The following is a 20,971-nucleotide window of genomic DNA, read 5'->3' as shown; positions in this document are numbered from 1 at the left end:
ATTGCTTGTGCTAAAAAAGCGCGATACATGTCTGCGGGATGGCGTCTGCGTGGGCTGGCCGCCGCGCTGGCGACCTTGCTCATCGGCTCGCTCGCCTTGGCCCAGGCCGACGCCACGCGGCCCGGCGCCGATCCGGCGGCGGCGCCTGCGACTGCGACGCTCCGGCTGCTCGCGCCGTCACCGCCGGCCGCGCTGCGGCCGGGGCAGAGCGCGACCCAGTTGGCGGATGGCCGCTGGTTGCTGCTGGGCGGTTTGGATGCTGCCGGCCTGCCGGTGGCGGATGCCGAGCTGGTCGATGCCCGCGCCACCGCCGCCACCATCGCCACCATTGCCACCACCGCCGGCGCGCCGCCGGAAGCCAAGCTGATCCAGGCGCGCAGCGGCCACACGGCCACCTTGCTGCCTGACGGCGGCGTACTGGTCCTGGGCGGCGTGGATGCCGCCGGCCTGGTGGTCGTTACGCCGGAATACTTCAATCCGCTGACGGCGCGCTTCGCCGCGCTGGCCGAGCCTGGCCTGATCGCCCGTAGCGGGCACAGCGCCACGGTGCTCGCCAATGGCCGCTTGCTGATCGCCGGCGGCGTCGACGCGCACGGCCGGGCGGTGCCGGAGGCCGAGCTGTACGACCCGCTCAAGCACCGCATCGAGCGCTTCAACGCCAAGCTGGACGTGGCGCGGCTGAACCACCTGGCCGCCTTGCTGCCGAGCGCCAAGGTGTTGTTGTGGGGCGGCGTCGACCAGTCGCAGCTGGCGCTCGACCATGGCGAGCTCTACGATCCGCTGAGTCAGCGCTTCAGTCCGCTGACCGGCAGCGCCGCCGGCGAGCTCGCCAATACCTTGCTGCCGGCCGGCCCGCCCGCCGTGCGCGACAGCCAGCCCGCCGCGAACGAGCAATCGTTCCCGGTCGACCAGGCGCTGGTGCTGCGTTTCAAGCAACGCATGGCGGTCGAGTCGCTCAACCCGGCGACGGTGACCCTGCTCGGGCCGCATGGCGCCGTGGCGCTGAAGGTGGTGGCGGTCGAGCAGGGGCTGTTGTTGTTCGTTACCCCGTTGCAGGACCTGTTGCCAGACAGCCGATACACCCTGTTCATCCACCAGGCCCGCGATCAGCGCCAGCTGGCCCTGCCGTTCACCTCGATCGGTTTTAGCACCGCCCAATTGGGACGCGGCGCCACGCTGGTCGGCGCGGCCGAGGCCGACGGCGACCTTGCCGGCGTCCCTGCGTCCGGCCGCGCCGTCGCCGATCCGGCGGCCGCGCCGCTGCTCTCGTCCGTGCCGGTGTCCGCCGCCGTCGCCATCGCCGCGCCGCTGGGCGTGCTGGAGCGCCAGGCCATTGCCGCCGCCGAGGCCGTCGTGCAGAGCGAGGTCTGGTTGCCCGACGCCAGCAACCGCCAAGGCGACTGGCGCGCCCGGCGCGGCAACAGTCCGCTGCAAAGCCTGCCGCCCTTGCAGGCGCCGGCCGGCGAGACCGCCTTGTCCGGCCAGGTGCTGGGTCAGAACGGCCGTGGCCTGGCGCATGTCCGGCTGTCGATCGGCGAGCAGTCCGCGCAGAGCGACGCCACCGGCCGCTTCCTGCTGCGCCAACTGACCCCGGGCATACAGGTGCTGGAGATCGACGGCGCCGGAGCGCGCCGGGCGGACGCCCAATACGGCTACTACCAGGTGCGGGTCGACGTCAACGCGCGGCAGACCAACGTGCTCCACTACACCATCTGGAGCAGCAAGCTCGATCCCGACGGCGACCTGCGTCTGGCGTCGCCGACCACGCGCGAGACGGTCGTCACCTCGCCACGGATTCCCGGCCTGGAGCTGCGCATTCCGGCCGGCACCGTCATCCGCGACCACAAGGGCAAGATCGTCACCGAGATCAACATGACGGCGATCCCGACCGACCGTCCGCCGTTCCCCCTGCCGAACCTGGCGGTGCCGACCTACTTCACCATCCAACCCGGCGGCGCCACCCTGACCAGCACCAACGGCCAGGCCTTGAAGGGGGCGCGGCTGATCTATCCCAACTTCAGCGGCTCGGCGCCGGGCACGCGCATCGATTTCTGGAACTACGACACGCGCGGCAAGGGCTGGTACGTGTATGGCCAGGGCACCACCAGCAAGGACGGCCGGCAGGTGATTCCCGACGCCGACGTGGTGATCTACGAGTTCACCGGCGCGATGATCGCGCTGCCCAGCGCGGCGCCGCCGGTCGGCCCGCCGCCGGGTGGTTGTGGCGGCGGTGGCGCGGGTGGCGGCGGCGGAGGGGGCGGCGACGAGTGCGACGCCGATCCGAACCAGCCGCCGCAACCGCCCGGCTGCGCCGGCGATCCGGTCGACTGCGCGACCGGCCTGTTCCTGCAGGCGAACACCGATTTGTATATCGCCGACATCGTGCCGCTCAAGGTGGCGCGCAGCTACCGGCCGCGCGACCCGACCTCGCGCGCCTTCGGCATCGGCAGCAATCTGTCGTACGACTTCTTCCTGGTCGGCGACACCAGCCCCTGGACTTACCAGGACCTGGTGCTGCCCGACGGCGGCCGCATCCACTATGTGCGCACCTCGCCGGGCACCGGCTACAACGACGCGGTCTACCTGCACACCGCCAGCAACACCAAGTACTATGGCTCGACGCTGCGGCGCGGCGCGGGCGCCTGCTACTGGCAGTTGAGCATGAAGGCGGGCGGCCAGATCTGCTTCCCGGAATCCTTCCTGTCGGCCAACGCGCGCGCCGCCGCGGCGATTTCCATCGCCGACCGCAACGGCAATACGCTGACCTTGGGCCGCGCCAGCAACGGCAACCTGACGCGCATCACCTCGCCCGGCGGCCGCTACATCGAGCTGAGCTATGACAGCGGCAACCGCGTGGTCAAGGCCAGCGACAACATCGGCCGCAGCGTCGACTACGAGTACGACGGCGCCGGCCGGCTGGTCAAGGTCACCGATCCGCTGCGGCAAACGGAGGCCTACACCTACGACGCCGCGCACAATATGCTGACGGTGAGGGACAAGCGTGGCAACCTGATGGTGAGCAACGTCTACGACGCCAACCACCGGGTCGCCAGGCAGACCTACGCCGACGGCAAGACCAATTTGTTCAGCTACCAGCTCGACGCCGGCGGCGCCGTGCTGCAAACCGACGTCAGCAACGAGAACGGCGTGGTCACCCGCCTGGTCTTCGGCGCCGGCGGCCAGCTGCGCAGCGTGACGCGGGCGCTCGGCCTGCCGGAGCAGCAAGTCGAGACCCTGGAACGCGCCGCCGGCACCGGCCTGCTGCTGTCCAGGACCGACGCGCTGGGGCGCAAGACGGCCTACACCTACGACGACAACGGCAATATGCTGACCCAGACCGAGCTCGCCGGCACGGCCGCCGCGCTCACCTCCAGCGTCAGCTACACCAGCGACTTCAACCGGTTGGCCAGCGTCACCGACGGGTTGGGGCATACCCGCACGCTCAGTTACGACGTCAAGGGCAACCTGGCGCAAATGCGCGACGCCACCGGCAAAGTCACGCTGGTCAGCCACAACGGCGCCGGCCAGCTGACCGCGCTGGTCGATCCGCTCGGCCGGCGCACCGAGTTCGCCTACGAGGGCTACGATTTCGCCGGCCGCACCGATCCCTTGAACCGGCGCACCAGCATCTTCACCGATGCCATCGGCCGGATGCTGAGCCAGACCGACGCGCTGGGCAATAGCGTCATCTACGACACCGACGCGCTCGACCGGGTCAGCCAGGTCGTCGATCCCCTGGGGCAGGTCACCGCGCTGACGGTCGACGCCAACGGCAACACCACCCAGGTGCGCGACGCCAAGGGCAATCTGCACCAGTTCCGCTTCGACAGCCGCAACGCGCTGGCCGGCACCGTCGATCCGCTGCTGCAAAACGAGACCGTCGCCTACGACGCCGCGCACCGCGTGGTCGGCAAGACCGACCGCAAGGGGCAGACCACCCAGTACGCCTACGACGCGCTCGACCGGCTCACCGGCATCGGCTATGCCGACGGCGCCAGCGTCAGCCTGAGCTACGACGCCGGCAACCGCCTGACCCGTATCGTCGACTCGGTCAACGGCACGATCACGCGCAGCTACGACGACTTCGACCGCATTCTGCAGGAGAGCGGCGTGAAAGGCAGCGTCGCCTACACCTATCTGGCCAACGGGCTGCGCCGCAGCATGACGGTGGCCGGCCAGCCGACGCTGAGCTACAGCTACGACGCCGCCAACCGCCTGCTGCGCATCGACCAGGCGGCGGGGGCGGCCAACAACAACCTCGCCCGATTCATCACCTTCGCCTACGACGATGCCGGCCGCCGGTTGCGGACGCGCTATGCCAACGGCGTCCAGCGCAGCGACAGCTACGACGAGGCCGGACAGCTGCGCGGCATCGCCTACGCCAAGGCCGCCGGCGGCCCCATCGGCGACCTGGCCTATACCTACGACGCCGCCGGGCGGCGCGTGCAAACCGGCGGTAGCCTGGCGCGCAGCGCCTTGCCGGCCGACCTGGCCGACAGCGCCGTCGACGCGGCCAACCGCCTCACCCGCGTCGGCGCGCAAACGCTCAGCTACGACGCGAACGGCAATCTGCTCGACGACGGCAGCCAGCGTTATGTGTGGAACGCGCGCGACCAGTTGCTGGAGATCCGCAACGGCGCGGGCGCGCTGACGGCCAGTTTCAGCTACGACGCCATGGGGCGGCGCCAAAGCAAGACGGTCAACGGCGTCGCCAGCGCCTACGTCTACGACGGCTTCAACATCGTGCAGGAGCTGAACGGCCTGACGGTCGACAACAGCAATCCGGCCAATGTGCGCGCCAACTACCTGATCGGCGGCGTCGACGAAGTGCTGGCGCGCTGGAGCGGCAGCGGCGCGGCGGCGCGCATGGACAGCTACCTGGGCGACGCGCTCGGCTCCGTGCTGCGCCTGACCGACGGCGCCGGCGACAAGCTGGTCGACTACACCTACGATCCGTATGGCGCCACCACGGCCGACGCGGCCGACGGCAACCCCTTCCAGTACACCGGCCGGGAAAACGACGGCAACGGTTTGTATTACTATAGGGCGCGCTACTACGCCCCGGCGTTGGCGCGTTTCGTCAGCAGCGATCCGATTGGTTTGGCGGCGGGCGTCAACACCTACGCCTATGTCGGCGGCAATCCGCTCGGCTACACCGATCCGTTCGGGCTGGACGCGACCATTTGGTCGCCGGGGCCGGGGCGCTCGCTGCGCGACGGCCCGCGCAACGGTAATTGGGGCGGCGGGCGCTGGAGCGGCGGCGTGTCCGGCGGCGGCACCGGCACCGCGCCGCCCACCGACAGCGGCGACGCCTGCTATATGCGGCATGACCAGTGCTACGACAGCAATACCCCCAGGGCGACCTGCGACCGGCGGCTGGTGGATGAATTGAGAGCGCTGCCGAATGATCCGCGCCAGTGGCCGGTGCCGCCACGGCCGGGAACCGAGGGCGATACGCGGCGTTACCGTGACAACGCCATTCTACTCTTTAGATGAACATGTTGAAAAAGCCGATGACCGGCCTGCTGGTTTGCGCACTGATCGCCGTGGCCACTGTGCAGGTCTACCGCACCTTGTGGTATCTGGGCGACGTGTATTGGTGGACTTTGGCCGCCCTGGGGCTGCTTCAGCTCGCGGTCAGCGGTGTTTGCCTGGTCCGTGGCCCGCGCAGCTGGTGGCATACGCTCGGCCTGGTCGTGTTATTCATCGTTGGCCAGTGGTGGGTGCTGGAGATGGCGGCGATGCTGCTCATCTGGCGGCTGCGCGGCTTCGCGCCGTGAGCAGATGCTGGCTTAGCGCGAGGAGGGCGGTGGTGGGAGTGTGGCTGGCGCCGCCGTGGGCGCCGTTGGTGGCGCGATGACGGCGGCTGCCGGCGCCGCTGCGCTGGCTCTCTCAGCGGCATTGCGCAGAATGATGGATGGGACCGATACCGACAGGGCCAGGCCGGCCATCATGACGCCTATCGTCCATTTCAGGGTCTCGTGGTGGGCGCGCTGGAAGGCGACTTCCATTTGTGCAAATCTGGCATTGAATTCGGCTCTGAGCAATTTCAATTCAAGTTGCACGGTCTGCTCCAAAAAACCAATGCGTTCGTTGACTTGCTCGAAGCGGGTGTTGACTTGTTCAAACTGCGCGTCCACCCGAACAAAGTGCGCTTCCACCCCTGCAAACTGCGCGCCAACCTCGGCGCGAAACGCCTTGATCTCGCCGGAGACGGAGGCCGAGATGGCCGCCGTCTTGGCGTCGATATAGTCCTTGTCGGGTGAAGTGCTCATTTGCCTATCGTCGGCCTCCGCGCGCCGCTTGTCAACCGCCGCTCCCGCTGTTCTTGTGATGGCTTAAGCGCTTGCCGCCCGTGGCGATTCGACAAGATAGTTACGTTGCACCGCCTTCATCGAATATAATTCTTCACAGTTGTGTCGGGCTTAGCGCTGCGGCACGGCGGCAGAATTTGACAATCACCAAAAGGCTGTGGCTTATGAGTTCCTGGTGTTACGCGGCGCGATCGACAAGCGCCGGGCGTCGTGCCCCGCGGTTTGGCGAAGGGCGGACGCGATGATGTGGGCAGTGAAGCGAGGCCATCCGGCATTCCTGTTGAGTTTGCTGTTGGCCGTGGCCGCGTCGGCCGCCGCGCCGGGCGCGGTACAGGCCGCCGAGCGCGCCGCCAGCGTCGTGCTGGAGGAACTCACCAGCAGCGAGCTGCGCGGCCGCATCGAGCACGGCGCCACCACCATCCTGGTGCCGATCGGCGGCGTCGAGCAGAGCGGCCCCTACATCGCGCTGGGCAAGCACAACGTGCGCGCCGGCCTGCTGGCCCGGATGATCGCCCAAAAACTCGGCAACACCCTGGTCGCGCCGGTGGTCTCCTACGTCCCCGAGGGCAGCATCAACCCGCCGGCCGGCCACATGCGCTTCGCCGGCACCATTTCGATCCCCGACGCCACCTTCGAGTCGCTGCTCGAGGCGACCGCCGCCAGCCTGCGTCAGCACGGCTTCCGCGACATCGTCTTCCTCGGCGACCACGGCGGCTACCAGCAGAACGAGGCGCGCGTCGCCGCCAAGCTGAACCGCGCCTGGAACAAGGCCGGCGACGCCCGCGCCTACGCGCTGCTCGACTACTACGAGATCACGCAAACGGCCTACGTCGCCGACCTGAAAAAACGCGGCTACAGCGCCGCCGAGATCGGCCTGCACGGCGGTCTGGCCGACGCCGCCCTGATGCTGGCCACCGACCCGGCGCTGGTGCGCAGCGAGGCGATGGCGCGCGGCGCCAAGCCGACGCCGCAGGACGGCGTGCGCGGCGACGCCACGCGCGCCACGGCCGAACTGGGCCAGCTCGGCGTGCAGCGCATCGTCGACACCTCGGTCGCCGCGATCAGGAAGCAATTGCAGGACCGCGCCCGCTAAGCCACACTCAAGACAATTCAGTCCCCCATTCACCGACCGGACCACCACACGATATGAAATTGACACCACGCCGCAGCACGCTCGCCATCACCACCGCCCTGGCCGTCGCCGGCCTGGGCATCGCCGGCTACGTCGTCGGCGCCGCACCGGCCGCGCCGGCGGCGGCCGCGCCGGCCGCCGCGCCGGCCTACTCGCCGCTGCCCGGCATGCCGCCGCTGGTCGATGCCAACAACGTCTACGGCAGCATCGGCCCGGCCAATATGAGCGCTGCCGTCAAGGACCACCTGGCGCGCGTCTACGTGCCCAACCTGCGCTCCAACGACGTCTACGTGATCGACCAGGAGAGCCTGAAGGTGGTCGACAAGTTCAAGGTCGGCCTCGGCCCGCAGCACGTCGTGCCGGCCTGGGACCTGCGCACGCTGTGGGCGGCCAACAACGCCGAGCGCACCGACAAGGGCAGCCTGACGCCGATCGATCCGCTGACCGGCAAGCCGGGCAAATCGGTGCCGGTCGACGACCCCTACAATATGTACTTCACGCCGGACGGCAAGTCGGCCATCGTGGTCGCCGAGGCGCGCCACCGCCTCGACTTCCGCCACCCGCAGACCATGGCGATGCAGTACTCGATCGACACGCCGGGCTGCGGCGGCATCAATCACGCCGACTTCTCCAACGACGGCCGCTTCGCCGTGTTCACCTGCGAATTCGACGGCACCATCGCCAAGATCGATCTGGTCGAGCGCAAGGTGGCCGGCTACCTGAAGCTGAAGATGCCGACCACCCGCTTCGCCGAGTCGGTGCCGGTGGGCGGCCCGCCGGGCGAGATCTGCAGCTCCAAGAAGGGCATGCCGCAGGACATACGCATCTCGCCCGACGGCAAGAAGTTCTACATCGCCGACATGGATGCCGACGGCGTCCACGTGGTCGACGGCGTCGCCTTCAAGGAGATCGGCTTCATCCCGACCGGCGTCGGCGCGCACGGCATCTACCCCAGCCGCGACGGCAAGAAGTTCTACGTCGCCAACCGGGGCACCCACCGCATCCACGGCAAGCGGCGCGGCAAGGGCAGCGTCAGCGTGATCGACTTCGCCAGCGACAAGGTGGTCGGCAGCTGGGTCATTCCCGGCGGCGGCAGCCCGGACATGGGCAACGTCAGCGCCGACGGCAAATACCTGTGGCTGTCCGGCCGCTTCGACGACGTGGTCTACCGCATCGACACCACCGGCGGCAAGGTCGAGCAGATCCGCGTCGGCCAGGAGCCGCACGGCCTGACCGTCTGGCCGCAACCGGGCCGCTACTCGCTGGGCCACACCGGCAACCTGCGCTAAACCCTTGCGGCGGGCGGCCCGGCCCGCCGCCGCGTACAGCGCTCCTCGGTACTGGATGAAATTCGGATATCCATGCGTGTTTTGCGCATAAACCCGCATGGTACCCGCCCAAGACACGCACAAAAAGCGCACGAAGCGCCCTACAATTTCGTATCTCCAGTCGGCAGCCCGGCCCCGTTGAACGGCGCCGCGCGCACTGCCGGACTGGCCCCTCACACTATGCCGGGAATACGTCATGACTGATCTGTTAGCAAATCCTATGGGCCTGATGGGCTTTGAATTCATCGAATTCGCCTCGCCCACGCCGAACACGCTGGAGCCGGTCTTCGAAGCCATGGGCTTCACCAAGGTGGCGCGCCACCGCTCCAAGGACGTCACGCTGTACCGCCAGGGCGGCATCAACTTCATCATCAACAACGAACCCGGCAGCGCCGCCGCCTATTTCGCCGCCGAGCACGGCCCGTCGGCCTGCGGCATCGCCTTCCGCGTCAAGAACGCGCAGCAGGCCTACCGCCGCGCGCTCGAACTGGGCGCCCAGGCGATCGACATGCCGGTCGGCCCGATGGAGCTGCGCCTGCCGGCGATCAAGGGCATCGGCGGCGCGCCGCTGTACCTGATCGACCGCTTCGAAGAGGGCAAGTCGATCTATGACATCGACTTCGAATACCTCGACGGCGTCGACCAGCATCCCAAGGGCGTCGGCCTGACCGTCATCGACCACCTGACCCACAACGTCTACCGTGGCCGCATGGCCTACTGGGCGGCCTTCTACGAGAAGCTGTTCAACTTCCGCGAACTGCGCTACTTCGACATCAAGGGCGAGTACACCGGCCTGACCTCGAAGGCGATGAGCGCGCCGGACGGCATGATCCGCATTCCGCTGAACGAGGAATCGTCCAAGGGCGCCGGCCAGATCGAGGAATTCCTGATGCAGTTCAACGGCGAGGGCGTACAGCACATCGCCCTGTTCACCGACGACCTGGTCGCCACCCTGGACCAGTTGAAGGAAGCCGGCGTGCCGCTGATGACCGCGCCGCCGGCCACCTACTACGAGATGCTGGAAGGGCGCCTGCCCAACCACGGCGAGCCTGTCGCCGAACTGAAGGCCCGTGGTATCCTGTTGGATGGCACCAGCGACGAGAACGGCCGCCGCCTGCTGCTGCAGATCTTCTCGAAAACCGTGCTCGGCCCGGTGTTCTTCGAGTTCATCCAGCGCAAGGGCGACGAGGGCTTCGGCGAGGGCAATTTCAAGGCCCTGTTCGAGTCCATCGAGCGCGACCAGATCCAACGCGGCGTTCTCAAAGCGGACTGAGCCAATCCGCCAGACCCAGCACAAGAAGGAGCAACATGTTTAAAGAAGTTGAAGCCTACCCGGGCGACCCGATCCTGACGCTCAACGAGCAGTTCGGCGCCGATCCGCGTGCCAACAAGATCAATCTGAGCATCGGCGTCTACCTCGACGCGGCCGGCAAGATGCCGGCGATGCGCGCCGTCCTGCAGGCCGAGACGGCGCTGGCCGCCGTGCTGGGCACCCGTCCGTATCTGCCGATGGAAGGCAACGCCGCCTACCGCAGCGCGGTGCGCGCGCTGATCTTCGGCGCCGAGCACCGCGCCGTCAGCGAGTCGCGCGTGGCCACGGCGCAGACCCTGGGCGGCTCCGGCGCGCTCAAGGTGGGCGCCGATTTCATCGCCCACTACTTCCCGAAAGCCAAAGTCTGGGTCAGCGATCCGACCTGGGACAACCACTACAGCATCTTCGGCGGCGCCGGCCTGACGGTCGGCAAATACCGCTACTACGACGCGGCCACCGGCCACATCGACTTCCCCGGCATGCTGGCCGCGCTGGAGCAACTGCCGGCCGGCGACGTGGTGCTGCTGCACGCCTGCTGCCACAACCCGACCGGCGCCGATCTGAGCCAGGCGCAGTGGCGCGAACTGGCGGGCCTGATCCGTCGTCGCGGCCTGCTGCCGTTCTTCGACATCGCCTACCAGGGCTTTGGTGAGGGTCCGGACGCCGACGCCTTCGCCATCCGCCACTTCGCCGAAGAGGGCATCGCCCTGTTCGTCGCCAGCTCGTTCTCGAAGAACTTCTCGCTGTACGGCGAGCGTTGCGGCTCGCTCAGCGTGGTCTGCGACGACGTCACCCAGGCCACCAATGTGCTGGGCCAGTTGAAGGCGACCATCCGCCGCAACTACTCCAGTCCGCCGATCCACGGCGCCCGCATCATCGCCCGCGTGCTCGACGACGCCGGCCTGCGCGCCGAATGGCTGGCCGAGCTGGAAGGCATGCGTCTGCGCGTCAAAGCCATGCGCACCGGCCTGTACGACGCGCTGTGCGCGCGTTGCCCGGGTCTGGACTTCAGCTACTTGAACAAGCAGACCGGCATGTTCAGCTACACCGACCTGACGGCGGCCGAAGCCGACGTGCTGCGCCAAGAGTTCGGCCTGTATGTGCTCAGCTCCGGCCGCATCTGCCTGGCCGCGCTGACCGAAGGCAGCATCGCGCCGACGGCCGACGCCATCGCCCAGGTGCTCAAGCGCCGTTGATTGTGCATGGTGAGTAGATAGCAGCAGCGGCGCCTTGTGCGCCGCTGTTTTTTATGCGGGGTCAGTGCCGACATTCGGACACGGGCTGAGCCGTAACGGCGGGAATTCCCCCTTTACGGTTGAGCTTGTGTCCGAATGTCGGCACTGACCCCGCTGGTTTTTAGGCGCTGAACTGCACGCGCTGCTTGCTCAGCTTGGGCTGGGCCAGGTGGTCGAGCGGCAGTATGGTCACTTGCTTGACCTTTTTCAGCGAGATGTTGGACTTGACGTTGGTGACGCCGGGGATGCGCAGCAGGCCGTCCATCATGAACTTCGAGAAGGAGTTCAGGTCGTGCGAGATGACGCGCACGATGTAGTCGGCCTCGCCGGTCACGGAAAAACACTCCAGCACCTCGGGCAGGTCGGCCACCGCCTGCTCGAACACCTCGCCGCGCGTTTCGCCGTGGCGGTCCAGCGTCACCTGGACGAAGGCCATCACGTCCAAACCCACCACCAGCGGATCGAGCACGGCGGCATAGTGGTCGATCACGCCGGCTTCCTCCAGCCGCTGCACGCGGCGGCCGACCTGCGAGGTCGACAGGTGGATGCGCTCGCCGAGCGTGCTGTTGGTCAGGTGGCCATCGCGTTGTAGCTCGTTGAGGATGGCGAGGTCGTGGCGGTCTACGGTAATGGTTGTCATCCGAATGTTCTCGTGGGTTGAGGGGTGACGCATACGCTGTGCGCCATTTCAGCTGGATTGTGCATCGTTGTGCCGAATATGGCAATAATGATGTGCGAGGCAGGACTATACCGCGCATTTTGATCGCCCGCTCGCCACGTCATTGTTGATTCGGGGGCAAATATTTTTTGGCCGCCGGGCTATTTTTCACAAGGGAGAATCCGGGCATAGTGTGTCCATCCATTTGAAAGGGCACACCAATATGCGCAACCCCATCCCCACCGTCGGCCTCGGCACCTTCCGTCTGCAGGGCCAGATCGTCATCGACTCGGTGCGCGACGGCCTGGCCGCCGGCTACCGTCACATCGACACCGCGCAAATCTATGAGAACGAGGCCGAGGTCGGCCGGGCCATCGCCGACAGCGGCGTGGCGCGCGACGAGCTGTTCGTCACCACCAAGATCTGGATCGACAACCTGGCCGCCGACAAGCTGATCCCCAGCCTGAAGGAGAGCCTGCGCAAGCTGCGCCTGGAGCAGCTCGACCTGAGCTTGATCCATTGGCCGTCGCCGAACGGCACCGTGCCGGTGAGCGAATACATGGCGGCGCTGGCCGAGGCCAAGGCGGCCGGTTTGACGCGCTTGATCGGCGTCTCCAACTTCAACAACGCGCTGCTGCGGCAGGCGATAGACGCGGTCGGCGCGGCCGAGATCGCGACCCTGCAGGTGGAGATCCATCCCTTCCTGCAGAACCGCGCGGTGGTCGATTTCGCCCGCAGCCAGGGCATTCCCATCACCGCCTACATGCCGCTGGCCTACGGCAAGGTGATGCAGGACCCGGTGCTGGCGTCGATCGCCGCAGGCCACGGCGTCAGCGCCGCGCAGATCGCGCTGGCCTGGTCGCTGCAGCAGGGCTTCGCGGTGATTCCATCGTCGACCAAGCCGGCCAACCTGGCCAGCAATCTGGCGGCGCGCCACATTGTGCTATCCCACGACGAGATGGCGCAGATCGCCGCGCTGGAGCGCAACGAGCGCCTGGCCAATCCGGCCGGCCTGGCGCCGCAGTGGGATTAGTGGAATTAGCGGGATTTGAGGCCGGCTAGGGCGCGCAGATGATGACCAGCGAGCCGGCCAGAATCAGCGCGCCGCCCAGCGCCACCGGCAGCGTCAGCTTTTCGCCCAGCACCACCACGCCGAGCAGCATGGCCAGCGCCACGCTCAGCTTGTCGACCGGGGCGACCTTGCTGACCGGCCCCAGTTGCAGTGCGCGGTAGTAGCACAGCCAGGACAGGCCGGTGGCGATGGCCGACAGCACGATGTAGATCCAGCTGGACAGGCTGACGTGGTCTGGCCGCTGCCACTCGCCGCGCCAGGAGATGATGCCGGCGGTGAGCGCGACGATGACGACGCAGCGCAGCAGCGTGGCCAGGTTGGAGTTGATGCCGCCGACGCCCAACTTGCCCAGCAGGGCGGTGAGGGCGGCGAAGAAGGCCGATCCCAGTGCGAACCAGATCCATTGCGAGTTGCTGTGCATGCGGCCTCCGAGGTGTGTGGGTTTGCCTGCCAAGGTACCTCAAGCGCGGCGTTTTGCAAACTCCCTGCGCATGGGCGGGGTAAGATGGCGGCTTCGGCGCTTCCATCACACGACCATGCTTTCCACCAAATTCGCCATCGACCTGCGTCTGCGGCGCGACACGGTGCCCGACTTCGACCGCTATCCCTTCTCGCTGCCGGCCATCCGCCACCTCGACACGCTGGAGTTCCATCCGGCGGTGACCTTCATCGTCGGCGAGAACGGCTCCGGCAAGTCGACGCTGCTGGAGGCCATCGCCGTCTCCAGCGGCTTCAACGCCGAGGGCGGCAGCAAGAACTTCCGCTTCGATACGCGCGCCTCGCACTCGGTGCTGCACGAGCATATCCGCATCGCCAAAGGCTTTCGCCGGCCGCGCGACGGCTACTTCCTGCGCGCCGAAAGCTTCTTCAACGTCGCCACCGAGATCGAACGCCTCGACAGCGGCGGCGGCGGAGCGCGGATCATCGACTCCTACGGCGGCCAGTCGCTGCACGAGCAGTCGCACGGCGAATCGTTCATGGCGCTGCTGCGCGAGCGCTTTCGCGGCAACGGCCTGTACATCCTCGACGAGCCGGAGGCGGCGCTGTCGCCGCAACGCCAACTGGCCGCGCTGGCGCACATCCACAGCCTGGTGCAGGCCGGCTCGCAATTCATCATCGCCACCCATTCGCCGATCCTGATGGCCTATCCGGACGCCCACCTTTACGTTTGCACGGCGACGGGGCTGGAGCGCAGCGACTACTACGACACTGAGCACTACAAGGTGATGCACGATTTCGTCGTCAACCCCAAGCGCATGCTCGACGTGCTGCTGGCGCCGGAACCGCATGACGGTGCCGCCGCACCGCGCCGCCGCTAGCGCCGGGAATGGCGCCGGCGCGCGCCGTCACGAGGCAAGCAAGGTGCTGGCCGCCCATTTGCCGCTGAACGCCGCCCCCTCGATGGTCGGCGCGCTCATGTAGTCGCCCGCCAGCAGCACGCGCTGGTCCGGCTTGAGCGCGGCACGGTAGGCGCCGATGGCGCGCGCCCGTCCCACCGCCGAGCATGGCCCGGCCTCCCTCCAGCGGCACAGGTGGGCGAAGGCGGTGTTCTTGCGCACGCCGGGAAAGTACAGCTCCAGCTCGGGGAAGACTTCGTTCAGCACGGCCGCCTCGCCCTGGTCGACCAGCCGCGCGCCGGCCTGGCCGTCGAGCGTCACGTTGAGCAGTTCGCCCTGCGGCACCAGGCTGGACGACTTGCGCGACTCGATGCCGACCGCCGCGATCACCTTGCGGGCGCGGCGCGGGATCAGCAGGCCGTAGATATCGTCCGGCACGCTGCCGCCGCGGATGCCGCCGGGCAGGGCGATGCCGATGTTGATGGTGGCGCTGTAGCGCGTCGCCAGCAGCGCCTTGGTCAGCGCGCAGTCGGTGTGGTACAGCGCGGCCGCCGCCGAGGCGGTGGTGGCCAGGATCACATGGTCGGCGCGCAGTTCGCCCTGCGGCGTCTCGACGCGCACGCCGGCGGCGTCGTGCGCCAGATGCAGCGCCGGCGTGGCCAGGCGCACGTCCAGTTGGGCCGCCAGCGCCTCGGTCAGGCCGCCCATGCCGCCGTCCAGCGCGGCGGTGCGGAAGCGGCGCATGCCATAGCTCCAAGTGAGCAGCGCCAGCGCGCGCGAGCTGGCCTCGGGCGACTGGAAGTAGCAGCCCTGCAGCATCGGTTCGAAGATGTGTTCGAGCGCGTCGGCGCCGAAGCGCTCGCTGGCCCAGGTCGCCGTGCCTTGGTCGTCCCACTGCTGCCAGGCGGCGTAGTCGTTGAGCGGTAGATGGCGGCTGCGGCGCGCGTCGAGCGCGCCGGCCAGGCCCAGGCGCAGCAGCGCGGCCCAGCCCAGCAGGCCACTGCTGGCCACACTCCACGGTTTTTTGGGACTGACCCGGCGCACCTTGCCGGCGCGCGCCGTGCCGCCCCATTGCGCGCAGGTGCTCAGTTGGGCGGCCATGCCCATGCGCGCGATCAGCGCCTGGATCTCGACATAGCCGGTGGAGAGGAATTGCGCGCCCCGGTCGATGCGGTAGCCGTCGCGCAGGTCGGTGCTCATGCGGCCGCCGACCCGCCCGGCCGCCTCCAGCACCGTGACCTGGCAGCCGTGGCGGGTCAGGTGATGCGCGGCGCTCAGGCCGGCGATGCCCGCACCGATGACGATGACTGATCGTTCCAAATTTTTCCTCGTTTGCAAAAGATGTTTCCCAGCCGCAGGCCACACTGCGTGGCAACAGGAGTCTATGTCGCCAAGATGAATTTCATCTAAAGCCCGCGCATGAGGGCGGTTGCGCAGAGCGGATGGGTGGCGTTGGTTTGCCGAAAAGACAACCATCTGCTAGAGTCTGGCGGATGCGGCGTGCGAATAGGGGCGTGTTGAGATTGGCTGCAAGGCAGAAAATTGAACCGTCGACATTGCCGCCCCAGCCCACGGAGTAGGTGGAACAGATGGGATAGAGCGCGTTTGCGGTTGTCGCTTTCGATCGCGTTTTTTCAAAAAATCAGGAAAACATGATGGCTGAAAATCTAGTCGCCAACGGACTTTGCATTCGTCCCCTTCGTGCCGGCGACGCCGCCGCGCTGGCCCGGGCCGCCGCCGAGTCGCTCGACACCGTGGGCCAGTGGTTGCCGTGGTGCGACGAGCAGTTTGCCTTGCGCGAGGCCGAGCAGTGGGTGCGCATCTGCGCCGCCGACCTGGCGGCGCGGACCGCCTACAGCATGGGGATCTTCGCCGAGGACGGCGGCGACTATCTGGGCGGCATAGGCATCAACCACATCAACCGCGAGCACAACTTCGCCAACCTGGGGTTCTGGGTCAGGGCATCGCGGCAGAACCGGGGGATCGCCAGGCGCGCCGTGGCGATGATGGCCGAATTCGGCTTGGACGTGCTGGGTCTGGATCGTCTGGAGATCGTCGTCGCCGAGCACAATCTGGCCAGCCGCCGGGTGGCGGTGACGGTCGGCGCGCGCTTCGAAGGCATCCTGCACAATCGGCTGCTGTTACGCGGCACACCAATGGCGGCCGCGATGTACTCGCTCACGCGCGCCTGAGCGGCGCCTCAGGCAGCGGGGCCGGACGCGCGCGCATCGCCGACAATGCCAGGCGCTGCGCGCCGTGCTCGTCGAAGTTTTCCGGCGCCAGCCAGGAGTCGAATGCGGCCTGCAAAGCGGGCCACTCGCTGTCGATGATGGAGAACCAGGCGGTATCCCTGTTGCGGCCCTTGTAGACGAGCGCCTGGCGGAATATGCCTTCGTATTGAAAGCCGAGGCGCGCAGCCGCCTGGCGCGACGGTTCATTCAGGCTGTCGCACTTCCACTCGTAGCGGCGGTAGCCGAGATCCTCGAAGACGTACTTCATCAGCAGGTACTGGGCCTCGGTGGAGATCGGCGTGCGCTTGAGGGCGGGGGAGAATATGACCGTGCCCACCTCGATGACGCCGTTTTTCGGATCGATCCGCATCAGGGCCAGCGTGCCCACGGCGCGTCCACTGCGACGGTCGATCACGGCGTAGTGCAGCGGGTCGCCGCTTGCCGCCGCGCCGTCGAGATAGCCGCGGTAGCTGTCTGCATCGGCGAACGGTCCCATGACCATATACGTCCAGTCTCGGCCGTCGCCGGCCTGGCAGTAAGCACTGTAGAGGTCGGACGCGTGGCGCGCCGCATCCAGCGCTTCGAGACGGCAGTAGCGGCCCTCGATGGTTCTGCGCTGCGGCGGCATACGGGCTTGCCAGTCCGGAGCGGGCGATCCAACGGTTTGCTTGTATTCGTTCAGTATGCTGGGCAAGGCTCACCTCGGTTTTTTGTCGGGACCAGTTGGGTGCTGGCTGTGCGTCAATTGTACGAGGGCTGGGCCTCTGTTAAAAGCACCAGGCGACCACTATCGTATGGAGCCAGTCGGGCTGGCGGCGACCATCAGAATAGATGGAGCCGTTATCGCCGGATTTTCTGTTTGATGGAGGCGACCTATAAGCGGCCGAGCGGTGCTGCGGCAAAACTGATTCAGTTGGTCGAGACGAAAGGCGTGGATATCCTCGTGGTCTGATTCAGCGCTTGGTGTGGCAGCGCCGCCCGCAATCAACGTAAGGCGTCGGCTACCGTTTCGAATTTATTTATTGGCTTGTCGATCCAGCACTTGCATCACTGCGGCGACGATGGCCGCCGGTTCGCCGTGCGGCACTTCGGCCAGCGGCATGTCGCCGAAAGGCTTGCGCGCCGTGCGTAGCTGGCTGGCGCTGGTCTCAAGGCTGTCAAGCTCGGAGGCACGGGCGCGCCAATAGGATGGCGTGGCCACTTGCGCCGCCTGCGCTGCCGCCAGCGCGGGGCCGTTTTCGCCGTTGATGCCGGTGCCGGGGTAGGCGCAGGCGGCGTCGCTTTTGGCTTGCTCCGCCGCGGCGAGGCAGGCCAGCGCTGCATCCAGCTTGCCGACGCGGTCCGCAGGCAGCGCATCCTCATGCATAGGCTGCACCAGCACCAGGCCGGTGACGGCGCCACGCGAGCGCAGCGCGAAGTGCTGCGCCACCATGGCGCCGTAGCCCGCGCCCACCAGCACGAAGGGCGCGTCGATGTGCGCGTTCTTGATCAGGAAGTTCAAATCCTTGCTGGCGTTGGCGACCGTCGATGCCCGCGTGATCGGGTCACTGGAACCCAGGCCGGCGCGGTCGTAGACGCAGGCGCGCGTGCGTTTGGCCACTTCCGGCAGCACTGCCGACCAATCCCAACCCGCACGGCCGCCATCGGCTTCGAACAGCACGGTGGGCGCACCCTTGCCGGTGCAATACATGTTGAGCTTGCGGCCGCCGACATCGACCTTGATTTGCGGGCCGGCCAGGGCGTTCTGGCCGACCGGCGGCGCCGCTTGGGCGCTGGCGTGCGCGAGCAGGACGGTGGCGACGACGGCCGAGAGAGCGAAATTGGTCATGGTGTTGGAAATGTGGACGGTGAAAAGGGTGCCCGCGTGGGCCACCCATCGATATCCGGCTTGGCGGCGGCTGGCCGGTGCTGTGTAGATGTGCTGGCGTTGGCTCCCGCCGCGCGATCTGGCGCGGGATGGTGCTCAGTAGCGCCTTGGCCGAGGCCGCGACGATCTTACTATCGATAGCTGCGCCGGGCAAGGACACCACGTTGGCTAGGCGTTGCACAGCGGGGAAATCGGATTGGGTAGTCCGGCGGGCAAATGAACACGCCGTGACTGCTGTGATGAGGCTTCTACCTAATGTGACAATTTGTGGCTTTTCAACATGGTCAAAATGTTATCCTGAACGGCGCCGACCGGGTTAGCTCAGCCGCGAACCTTTCTGTCAAAACTGCGGACAGCTACGGAAAACGGCCTCAGACATCCACAATGCGTCTATTTTTTAATTTTCAATGTTAATTTTCTTAAGGGCACTTCGAAAAACCAGCAAATTGTCGTTCCGCATCGGCGGACCGCCGCGTAGGCGGGAACCCATGCTGAGCCAATGGACATGCGGGGTATAGATTCCCGCCTGCGCGGGAATGACGGTTTTTCGAGGTGGCCCAAAGTGAAATAGTGATTGATTTGACCTAAACCAGGATGAAATAATGCATCTTTCCAATTATCTTTTTTTCACCACGACATGTGAACAGGCGCTAGAGTTTTACACCCGGTGTGGACTTGGTCAAGTGACCGAAGTCTTACGTTTCGGCGTAGGCGGGATGCCGGTCCGCAATGAAGCCATGCGTAACAAAATCATGCACGCGAGGTTCGAGGGGGAGGGCGTGTTGTTTTTCGCGTCGGATAACGACGACGCTGAACCAATGCGTGGTTCTGCGCACATTTTGCAGATGAGTGACCGCGAACGAACGACGCAGCTCTTCGCACGCTTGGCGGAGGGGGGCAAGGTCACCACGCCACTCGAAGTGCAGGTTTGGGGAGATTATTTCGGTAAGTTGACGGATCAATTCGGTGTGCAGTGGATGTTGAACTGTTCGGGCTGAGTTGCGCGCAGCGAGTAAGCTCGTTGACTCCAGTTAGCATAGAGGGCCGTGATTGAAAAATAATTTTATTTTTTAATATTGTATTATTTTGGAATTTTTTAAGGGAAAAATGAAAGTAAATCGTTTCGCTGCATCTGTATTTGTCTCACTGGTCTCAGTTGTTAGCTGTGCTTCGGTTGTCGCTCAAACCACGTCTCCTATTGCGATAGCGAGCAGCATGACAGTCCGCTGCGACAGCAGTCCGTCAGGTGAGTGTGCATTTCTCTTATATTCTTCCGAATGCAATGAGGGAGGCATCAAAAAAGGTCATCCGGTGTTAATTTGCAATCACGAATTTGTTACTGAGTTTTCTTTAAAGTCCGGTGAGTCGAAAAGCCTTGATAGCCTTCCCGCCAATGTCAAGCAGTGTCCCGTACTATCAAACGTGAAACCAAAATTTCCCGATTGTGCCCGCTAGCGCGCAAGAGTCACAATGTTGCGGCAGCAACGGGCCAGTCGAGATCTAGGCGGTGGATCGTAGGACATATTTTCCTATTTAATATTGGATTATTTTAACTTTTCGATAAATTTTTTTAATATTTTAATTCGAAATGCAGTTCTACGTTGTCAATGCAGTTTCCTTTCGAAGAGATTGCTAGATATAATTCACTATATTTTTTATTGATGTTGAAGTAATTGTAATGTACTGATGGTTTATTTATTGGTTTTGTTCCTGGGAATATATCATACATCACTGGGGGATTCGGGAGCTTTCTTTCTCCGTGAATAACTGATCTAATTGCACTGTTTGTTATGCAAATTTTTTTAATATCAATGTTCCATGTCGCACTTGCACCTCGATCTGATTCTAGTTTTTTTGATAGAGTATCTAATGAGGTTACTGTCATTGTGGCAACAGGTTTTAGCGCAGGGTTGTAATATCCGCAGCTCGTCAATCCACCATTCACTGCGTGGCAGCCAGTCGGCATCAATTCTGCTTGCGATATACCGGTTATCACATCCAGTTTCATTCGCGTCGGATCTTGTGCGAAATCATTAATTGCCTTGAGCTGGCGAATAATGCTTCTTCGTTCAGCTGTCGTTGCAGGTCCGATCATAGATTTTTCAAATGCATAATAATCAAATTCCTTTTGATCATCGACGGCCGGTGCGCCGAACGCTGAGATGGGAAGTATGGTTGCGATAAGGGAAATGGCAAGATTTGACAACACTCTTCGCGGTGATTTGGGAATACTGTTCATGTCTAGTCTTTGTGGATAATATTGAAATATTATCATTAAATAAATATTCTATGCGTTGTAAATTTGTAAAAATCATTTGTGTGCTGAAAGGCACATCGAATAACCTGAATTCGTCGTTCCCGCCACGTAGGCGAGAATCCATGCTGTGCTAGATGTCAAGACTCGTGTGGTTATACACGCGCTTAACAAATAATTCGGGCTTTTTCTTCTGCCATGCTTTGAGCGCTTGAATTGGTGATACGTGAT

16 protein-coding genes and 1 pseudogene are annotated in these 20,971 nt (G+C 64.9%); 10 read left to right on the top strand and 7 right to left on the bottom strand.

What is annotated here, in order from left to right; all coding sequences use genetic code 11:
• The first annotated feature begins 27 nt into the window (after positions 1 to 27).
• Together H7U20_RS22300 and H7U20_RS22295 are read left to right on the top strand one after the other, a co-directional pair.
• Positions 28 to 5,496, top strand: a complete 5,469-nt coding sequence (locus H7U20_RS22300) for an RHS repeat-associated core domain-containing protein (RefSeq protein WP_199761348.1) — start codon at positions 28 to 30, stop codon at positions 5,494 to 5,496.
• A 17-nt stretch (positions 5,497 to 5,513) separates the two neighbouring features.
• Entirely contained in the window at positions 5,514 to 5,780 is a 267-nt protein-coding gene (locus H7U20_RS22295; RefSeq protein WP_199761347.1) for a hypothetical protein, read from the top strand.
• A 12-nt stretch (positions 5,781 to 5,792) separates the two neighbouring features.
• Here the strand turns inward: H7U20_RS22295 and H7U20_RS22290 are convergent, their stop codons facing one another.
• A complete protein-coding gene (locus H7U20_RS22290) occupies positions 5,793 to 6,275 on the bottom strand; it encodes a hypothetical protein (protein ID WP_199761346.1) in 483 nt (160 codons plus the stop codon).
• 319 nt (positions 6,276 to 6,594) lie between these two features.
• On the opposite strand from H7U20_RS22290, the gene H7U20_RS22285 reads away from it, so the two are divergent.
• From H7U20_RS22285 to H7U20_RS22270, 4 genes are all read left to right on the top strand, one after another.
• Positions 6,595 to 7,407, top strand: coding sequence for a creatininase family protein (locus tag H7U20_RS22285; RefSeq protein ID WP_233410991.1), 813 nt, complete (start codon positions 6,595 to 6,597; stop codon positions 7,405 to 7,407).
• Positions 7,408 to 7,460: 53 nt separating this feature from the next.
• Positions 7,461 to 8,735 (top strand): YVTN family beta-propeller repeat protein, encoded by a 1,275-nt coding sequence (locus H7U20_RS22280; protein ID WP_199761344.1) that lies wholly within the window; start codon positions 7,461 to 7,463, stop codon positions 8,733 to 8,735.
• A 235-nt stretch (positions 8,736 to 8,970) separates the two neighbouring features.
• Positions 8,971 to 10,047: a 4-hydroxyphenylpyruvate dioxygenase gene (gene hppD / locus H7U20_RS22275; RefSeq protein ID WP_199761343.1), complete on the top strand. Its 1,077-nt coding sequence runs from the start codon at positions 8,971 to 8,973 to the stop codon at positions 10,045 to 10,047.
• A 35-nt stretch (positions 10,048 to 10,082) separates the two neighbouring features.
• Positions 10,083 to 11,282, top strand: a complete 1,200-nt coding sequence (locus H7U20_RS22270) for an amino acid aminotransferase (protein ID WP_199761342.1) — start codon at positions 10,083 to 10,085, stop codon at positions 11,280 to 11,282.
• A 160-nt stretch (positions 11,283 to 11,442) separates the two neighbouring features.
• Here H7U20_RS22270 and H7U20_RS22265 read toward each other — a convergent pair whose 3' ends face one another.
• Positions 11,443 to 11,961 (bottom strand): Lrp/AsnC family transcriptional regulator, encoded by a 519-nt coding sequence (locus tag H7U20_RS22265; RefSeq protein ID WP_199761341.1) that lies wholly within the window; start codon positions 11,959 to 11,961, stop codon positions 11,443 to 11,445.
• 241 nt (positions 11,962 to 12,202) lie between these two features.
• On the opposite strand from H7U20_RS22265, the gene dkgB reads away from it, so the two are divergent.
• The gene (gene dkgB / locus H7U20_RS22260; protein WP_199761340.1) at positions 12,203 to 13,012 is read left to right on the top strand and encodes a 2,5-didehydrogluconate reductase DkgB; all 810 of its coding nucleotides are present in this window, start codon (positions 12,203 to 12,205) and stop codon (positions 13,010 to 13,012) included.
• A 25-nt stretch (positions 13,013 to 13,037) separates the two neighbouring features.
• Here the strand turns inward: dkgB and H7U20_RS22255 are convergent, their stop codons facing one another.
• Positions 13,038 to 13,472, bottom strand: coding sequence for an EamA family transporter (locus tag H7U20_RS22255; protein ID WP_199761339.1), 435 nt, complete (start codon positions 13,470 to 13,472; stop codon positions 13,038 to 13,040).
• 115 nt (positions 13,473 to 13,587) lie between these two features.
• On the opposite strand from H7U20_RS22255, the gene H7U20_RS22250 reads away from it, so the two are divergent.
• On the top strand, positions 13,588 to 14,370 hold the full coding sequence (locus H7U20_RS22250) for an AAA family ATPase (RefSeq protein ID WP_199761338.1): 783 nt from the start codon (positions 13,588 to 13,590) through the stop codon (positions 14,368 to 14,370).
• 27 nt (positions 14,371 to 14,397) lie between these two features.
• Here the strand turns inward: H7U20_RS22250 and H7U20_RS22245 are convergent, their stop codons facing one another.
• A complete protein-coding gene (locus H7U20_RS22245) occupies positions 14,398 to 15,708 on the bottom strand; it encodes a protoporphyrinogen/coproporphyrinogen oxidase (protein WP_199761337.1) in 1,311 nt (436 codons plus the stop codon).
• 335 nt (positions 15,709 to 16,043) lie between these two features.
• Between H7U20_RS22245 and H7U20_RS22240 the strand changes: the two genes are divergently transcribed.
• The gene (locus tag H7U20_RS22240; RefSeq protein ID WP_199761336.1) at positions 16,044 to 16,580 is read left to right on the top strand and encodes a GNAT family N-acetyltransferase; all 537 of its coding nucleotides are present in this window, start codon (positions 16,044 to 16,046) and stop codon (positions 16,578 to 16,580) included.
• Between the two features lie 4 nt (positions 16,581 to 16,584).
• Here the strand turns inward: H7U20_RS22240 and H7U20_RS22235 are convergent.
• Together H7U20_RS22235 and H7U20_RS22230 are read right to left on the bottom strand one after the other, a co-directional pair.
• Positions 16,585 to 17,313, bottom strand: a pseudogene (locus tag H7U20_RS22235) (GNAT family N-acetyltransferase); the annotation flags it as partial.
• 321 nt (positions 17,314 to 17,634) lie between these two features.
• Positions 17,635 to 18,447, bottom strand: a complete 813-nt coding sequence (locus tag H7U20_RS22230; RefSeq protein WP_199761334.1) for an alpha/beta fold hydrolase — start codon at positions 18,445 to 18,447, stop codon at positions 17,635 to 17,637.
• Between the two features lie 641 nt (positions 18,448 to 19,088).
• On the opposite strand from H7U20_RS22230, the gene H7U20_RS22225 reads away from it, so the two are divergent.
• Positions 19,089 to 19,484: a VOC family protein gene (locus H7U20_RS22225; protein ID WP_199761333.1), complete on the top strand. Its 396-nt coding sequence runs from the start codon at positions 19,089 to 19,091 to the stop codon at positions 19,482 to 19,484.
• A 572-nt stretch (positions 19,485 to 20,056) separates the two neighbouring features.
• Here H7U20_RS22225 and H7U20_RS22220 read toward each other — a convergent pair.
• Positions 20,057 to 20,725 (bottom strand): hypothetical protein, encoded by a 669-nt coding sequence (locus H7U20_RS22220; RefSeq protein ID WP_199761332.1) that lies wholly within the window; start codon positions 20,723 to 20,725, stop codon positions 20,057 to 20,059.
• Positions 20,726 to 20,971 lie beyond the last annotated feature (246 nt).

This window comes from Rugamonas violacea (genome assembly GCF_016461825.1).
Classification (GTDB): Bacteria; Pseudomonadota; Gammaproteobacteria; order Burkholderiales; family Burkholderiaceae_D; genus Rugamonas.
The sequence above is the reverse complement of the archived record's forward strand: the minus strand, read 5'-3'. Positions and strand labels throughout refer to the sequence as shown.

What these genes read in the sequence shown, in the direction of transcription:
- H7U20_RS22300 (WP_199761348.1), top strand. Translation starts at nt 28, where the DNA reads ATGTCTGCGGGATGGCGTCTGCGTGGGCTGGCCGCCGCGCTGGCGACC.
- H7U20_RS22295 (WP_199761347.1), top strand. Translation starts at nt 5,514, where the DNA reads ATGACCGGCCTGCTGGTTTGCGCACTGATCGCCGTGGCCACTGTGCAG.
- H7U20_RS22290 (WP_199761346.1), bottom strand. Translation starts at nt 6,275, where the DNA reads ATGAGCACTTCACCCGACAAGGACTATATCGACGCCAAGACGGCGGCC.
- H7U20_RS22280 (WP_199761344.1), top strand. Translation starts at nt 7,461, where the DNA reads ATGAAATTGACACCACGCCGCAGCACGCTCGCCATCACCACCGCCCTG.
- hppD (WP_199761343.1), top strand. Translation starts at nt 8,971, where the DNA reads ATGACTGATCTGTTAGCAAATCCTATGGGCCTGATGGGCTTTGAATTC.
- H7U20_RS22270 (WP_199761342.1), top strand. Translation starts at nt 10,083, where the DNA reads ATGTTTAAAGAAGTTGAAGCCTACCCGGGCGACCCGATCCTGACGCTC.
- H7U20_RS22265 (WP_199761341.1), bottom strand. Translation starts at nt 11,961, where the DNA reads ATGACAACCATTACCGTAGACCGCCACGACCTCGCCATCCTCAACGAG.
- dkgB (WP_199761340.1), top strand. Translation starts at nt 12,203, where the DNA reads ATGCGCAACCCCATCCCCACCGTCGGCCTCGGCACCTTCCGTCTGCAG.
- H7U20_RS22255 (WP_199761339.1), bottom strand. Translation starts at nt 13,472, where the DNA reads ATGCACAGCAACTCGCAATGGATCTGGTTCGCACTGGGATCGGCCTTC.
- H7U20_RS22250 (WP_199761338.1), top strand. Translation starts at nt 13,588, where the DNA reads ATGCTTTCCACCAAATTCGCCATCGACCTGCGTCTGCGGCGCGACACG.
- H7U20_RS22240 (WP_199761336.1), top strand. Translation starts at nt 16,044, where the DNA reads ATGGCTGAAAATCTAGTCGCCAACGGACTTTGCATTCGTCCCCTTCGT.
- H7U20_RS22230 (WP_199761334.1), bottom strand. Translation starts at nt 18,447, where the DNA reads ATGACCAATTTCGCTCTCTCGGCCGTCGTCGCCACCGTCCTGCTCGCG.
- H7U20_RS22225 (WP_199761333.1), top strand. Translation starts at nt 19,089, where the DNA reads ATGCATCTTTCCAATTATCTTTTTTTCACCACGACATGTGAACAGGCG.
- H7U20_RS22220 (WP_199761332.1), bottom strand. Translation starts at nt 20,725, where the DNA reads ATGAACAGTATTCCCAAATCACCGCGAAGAGTGTTGTCAAATCTTGCC.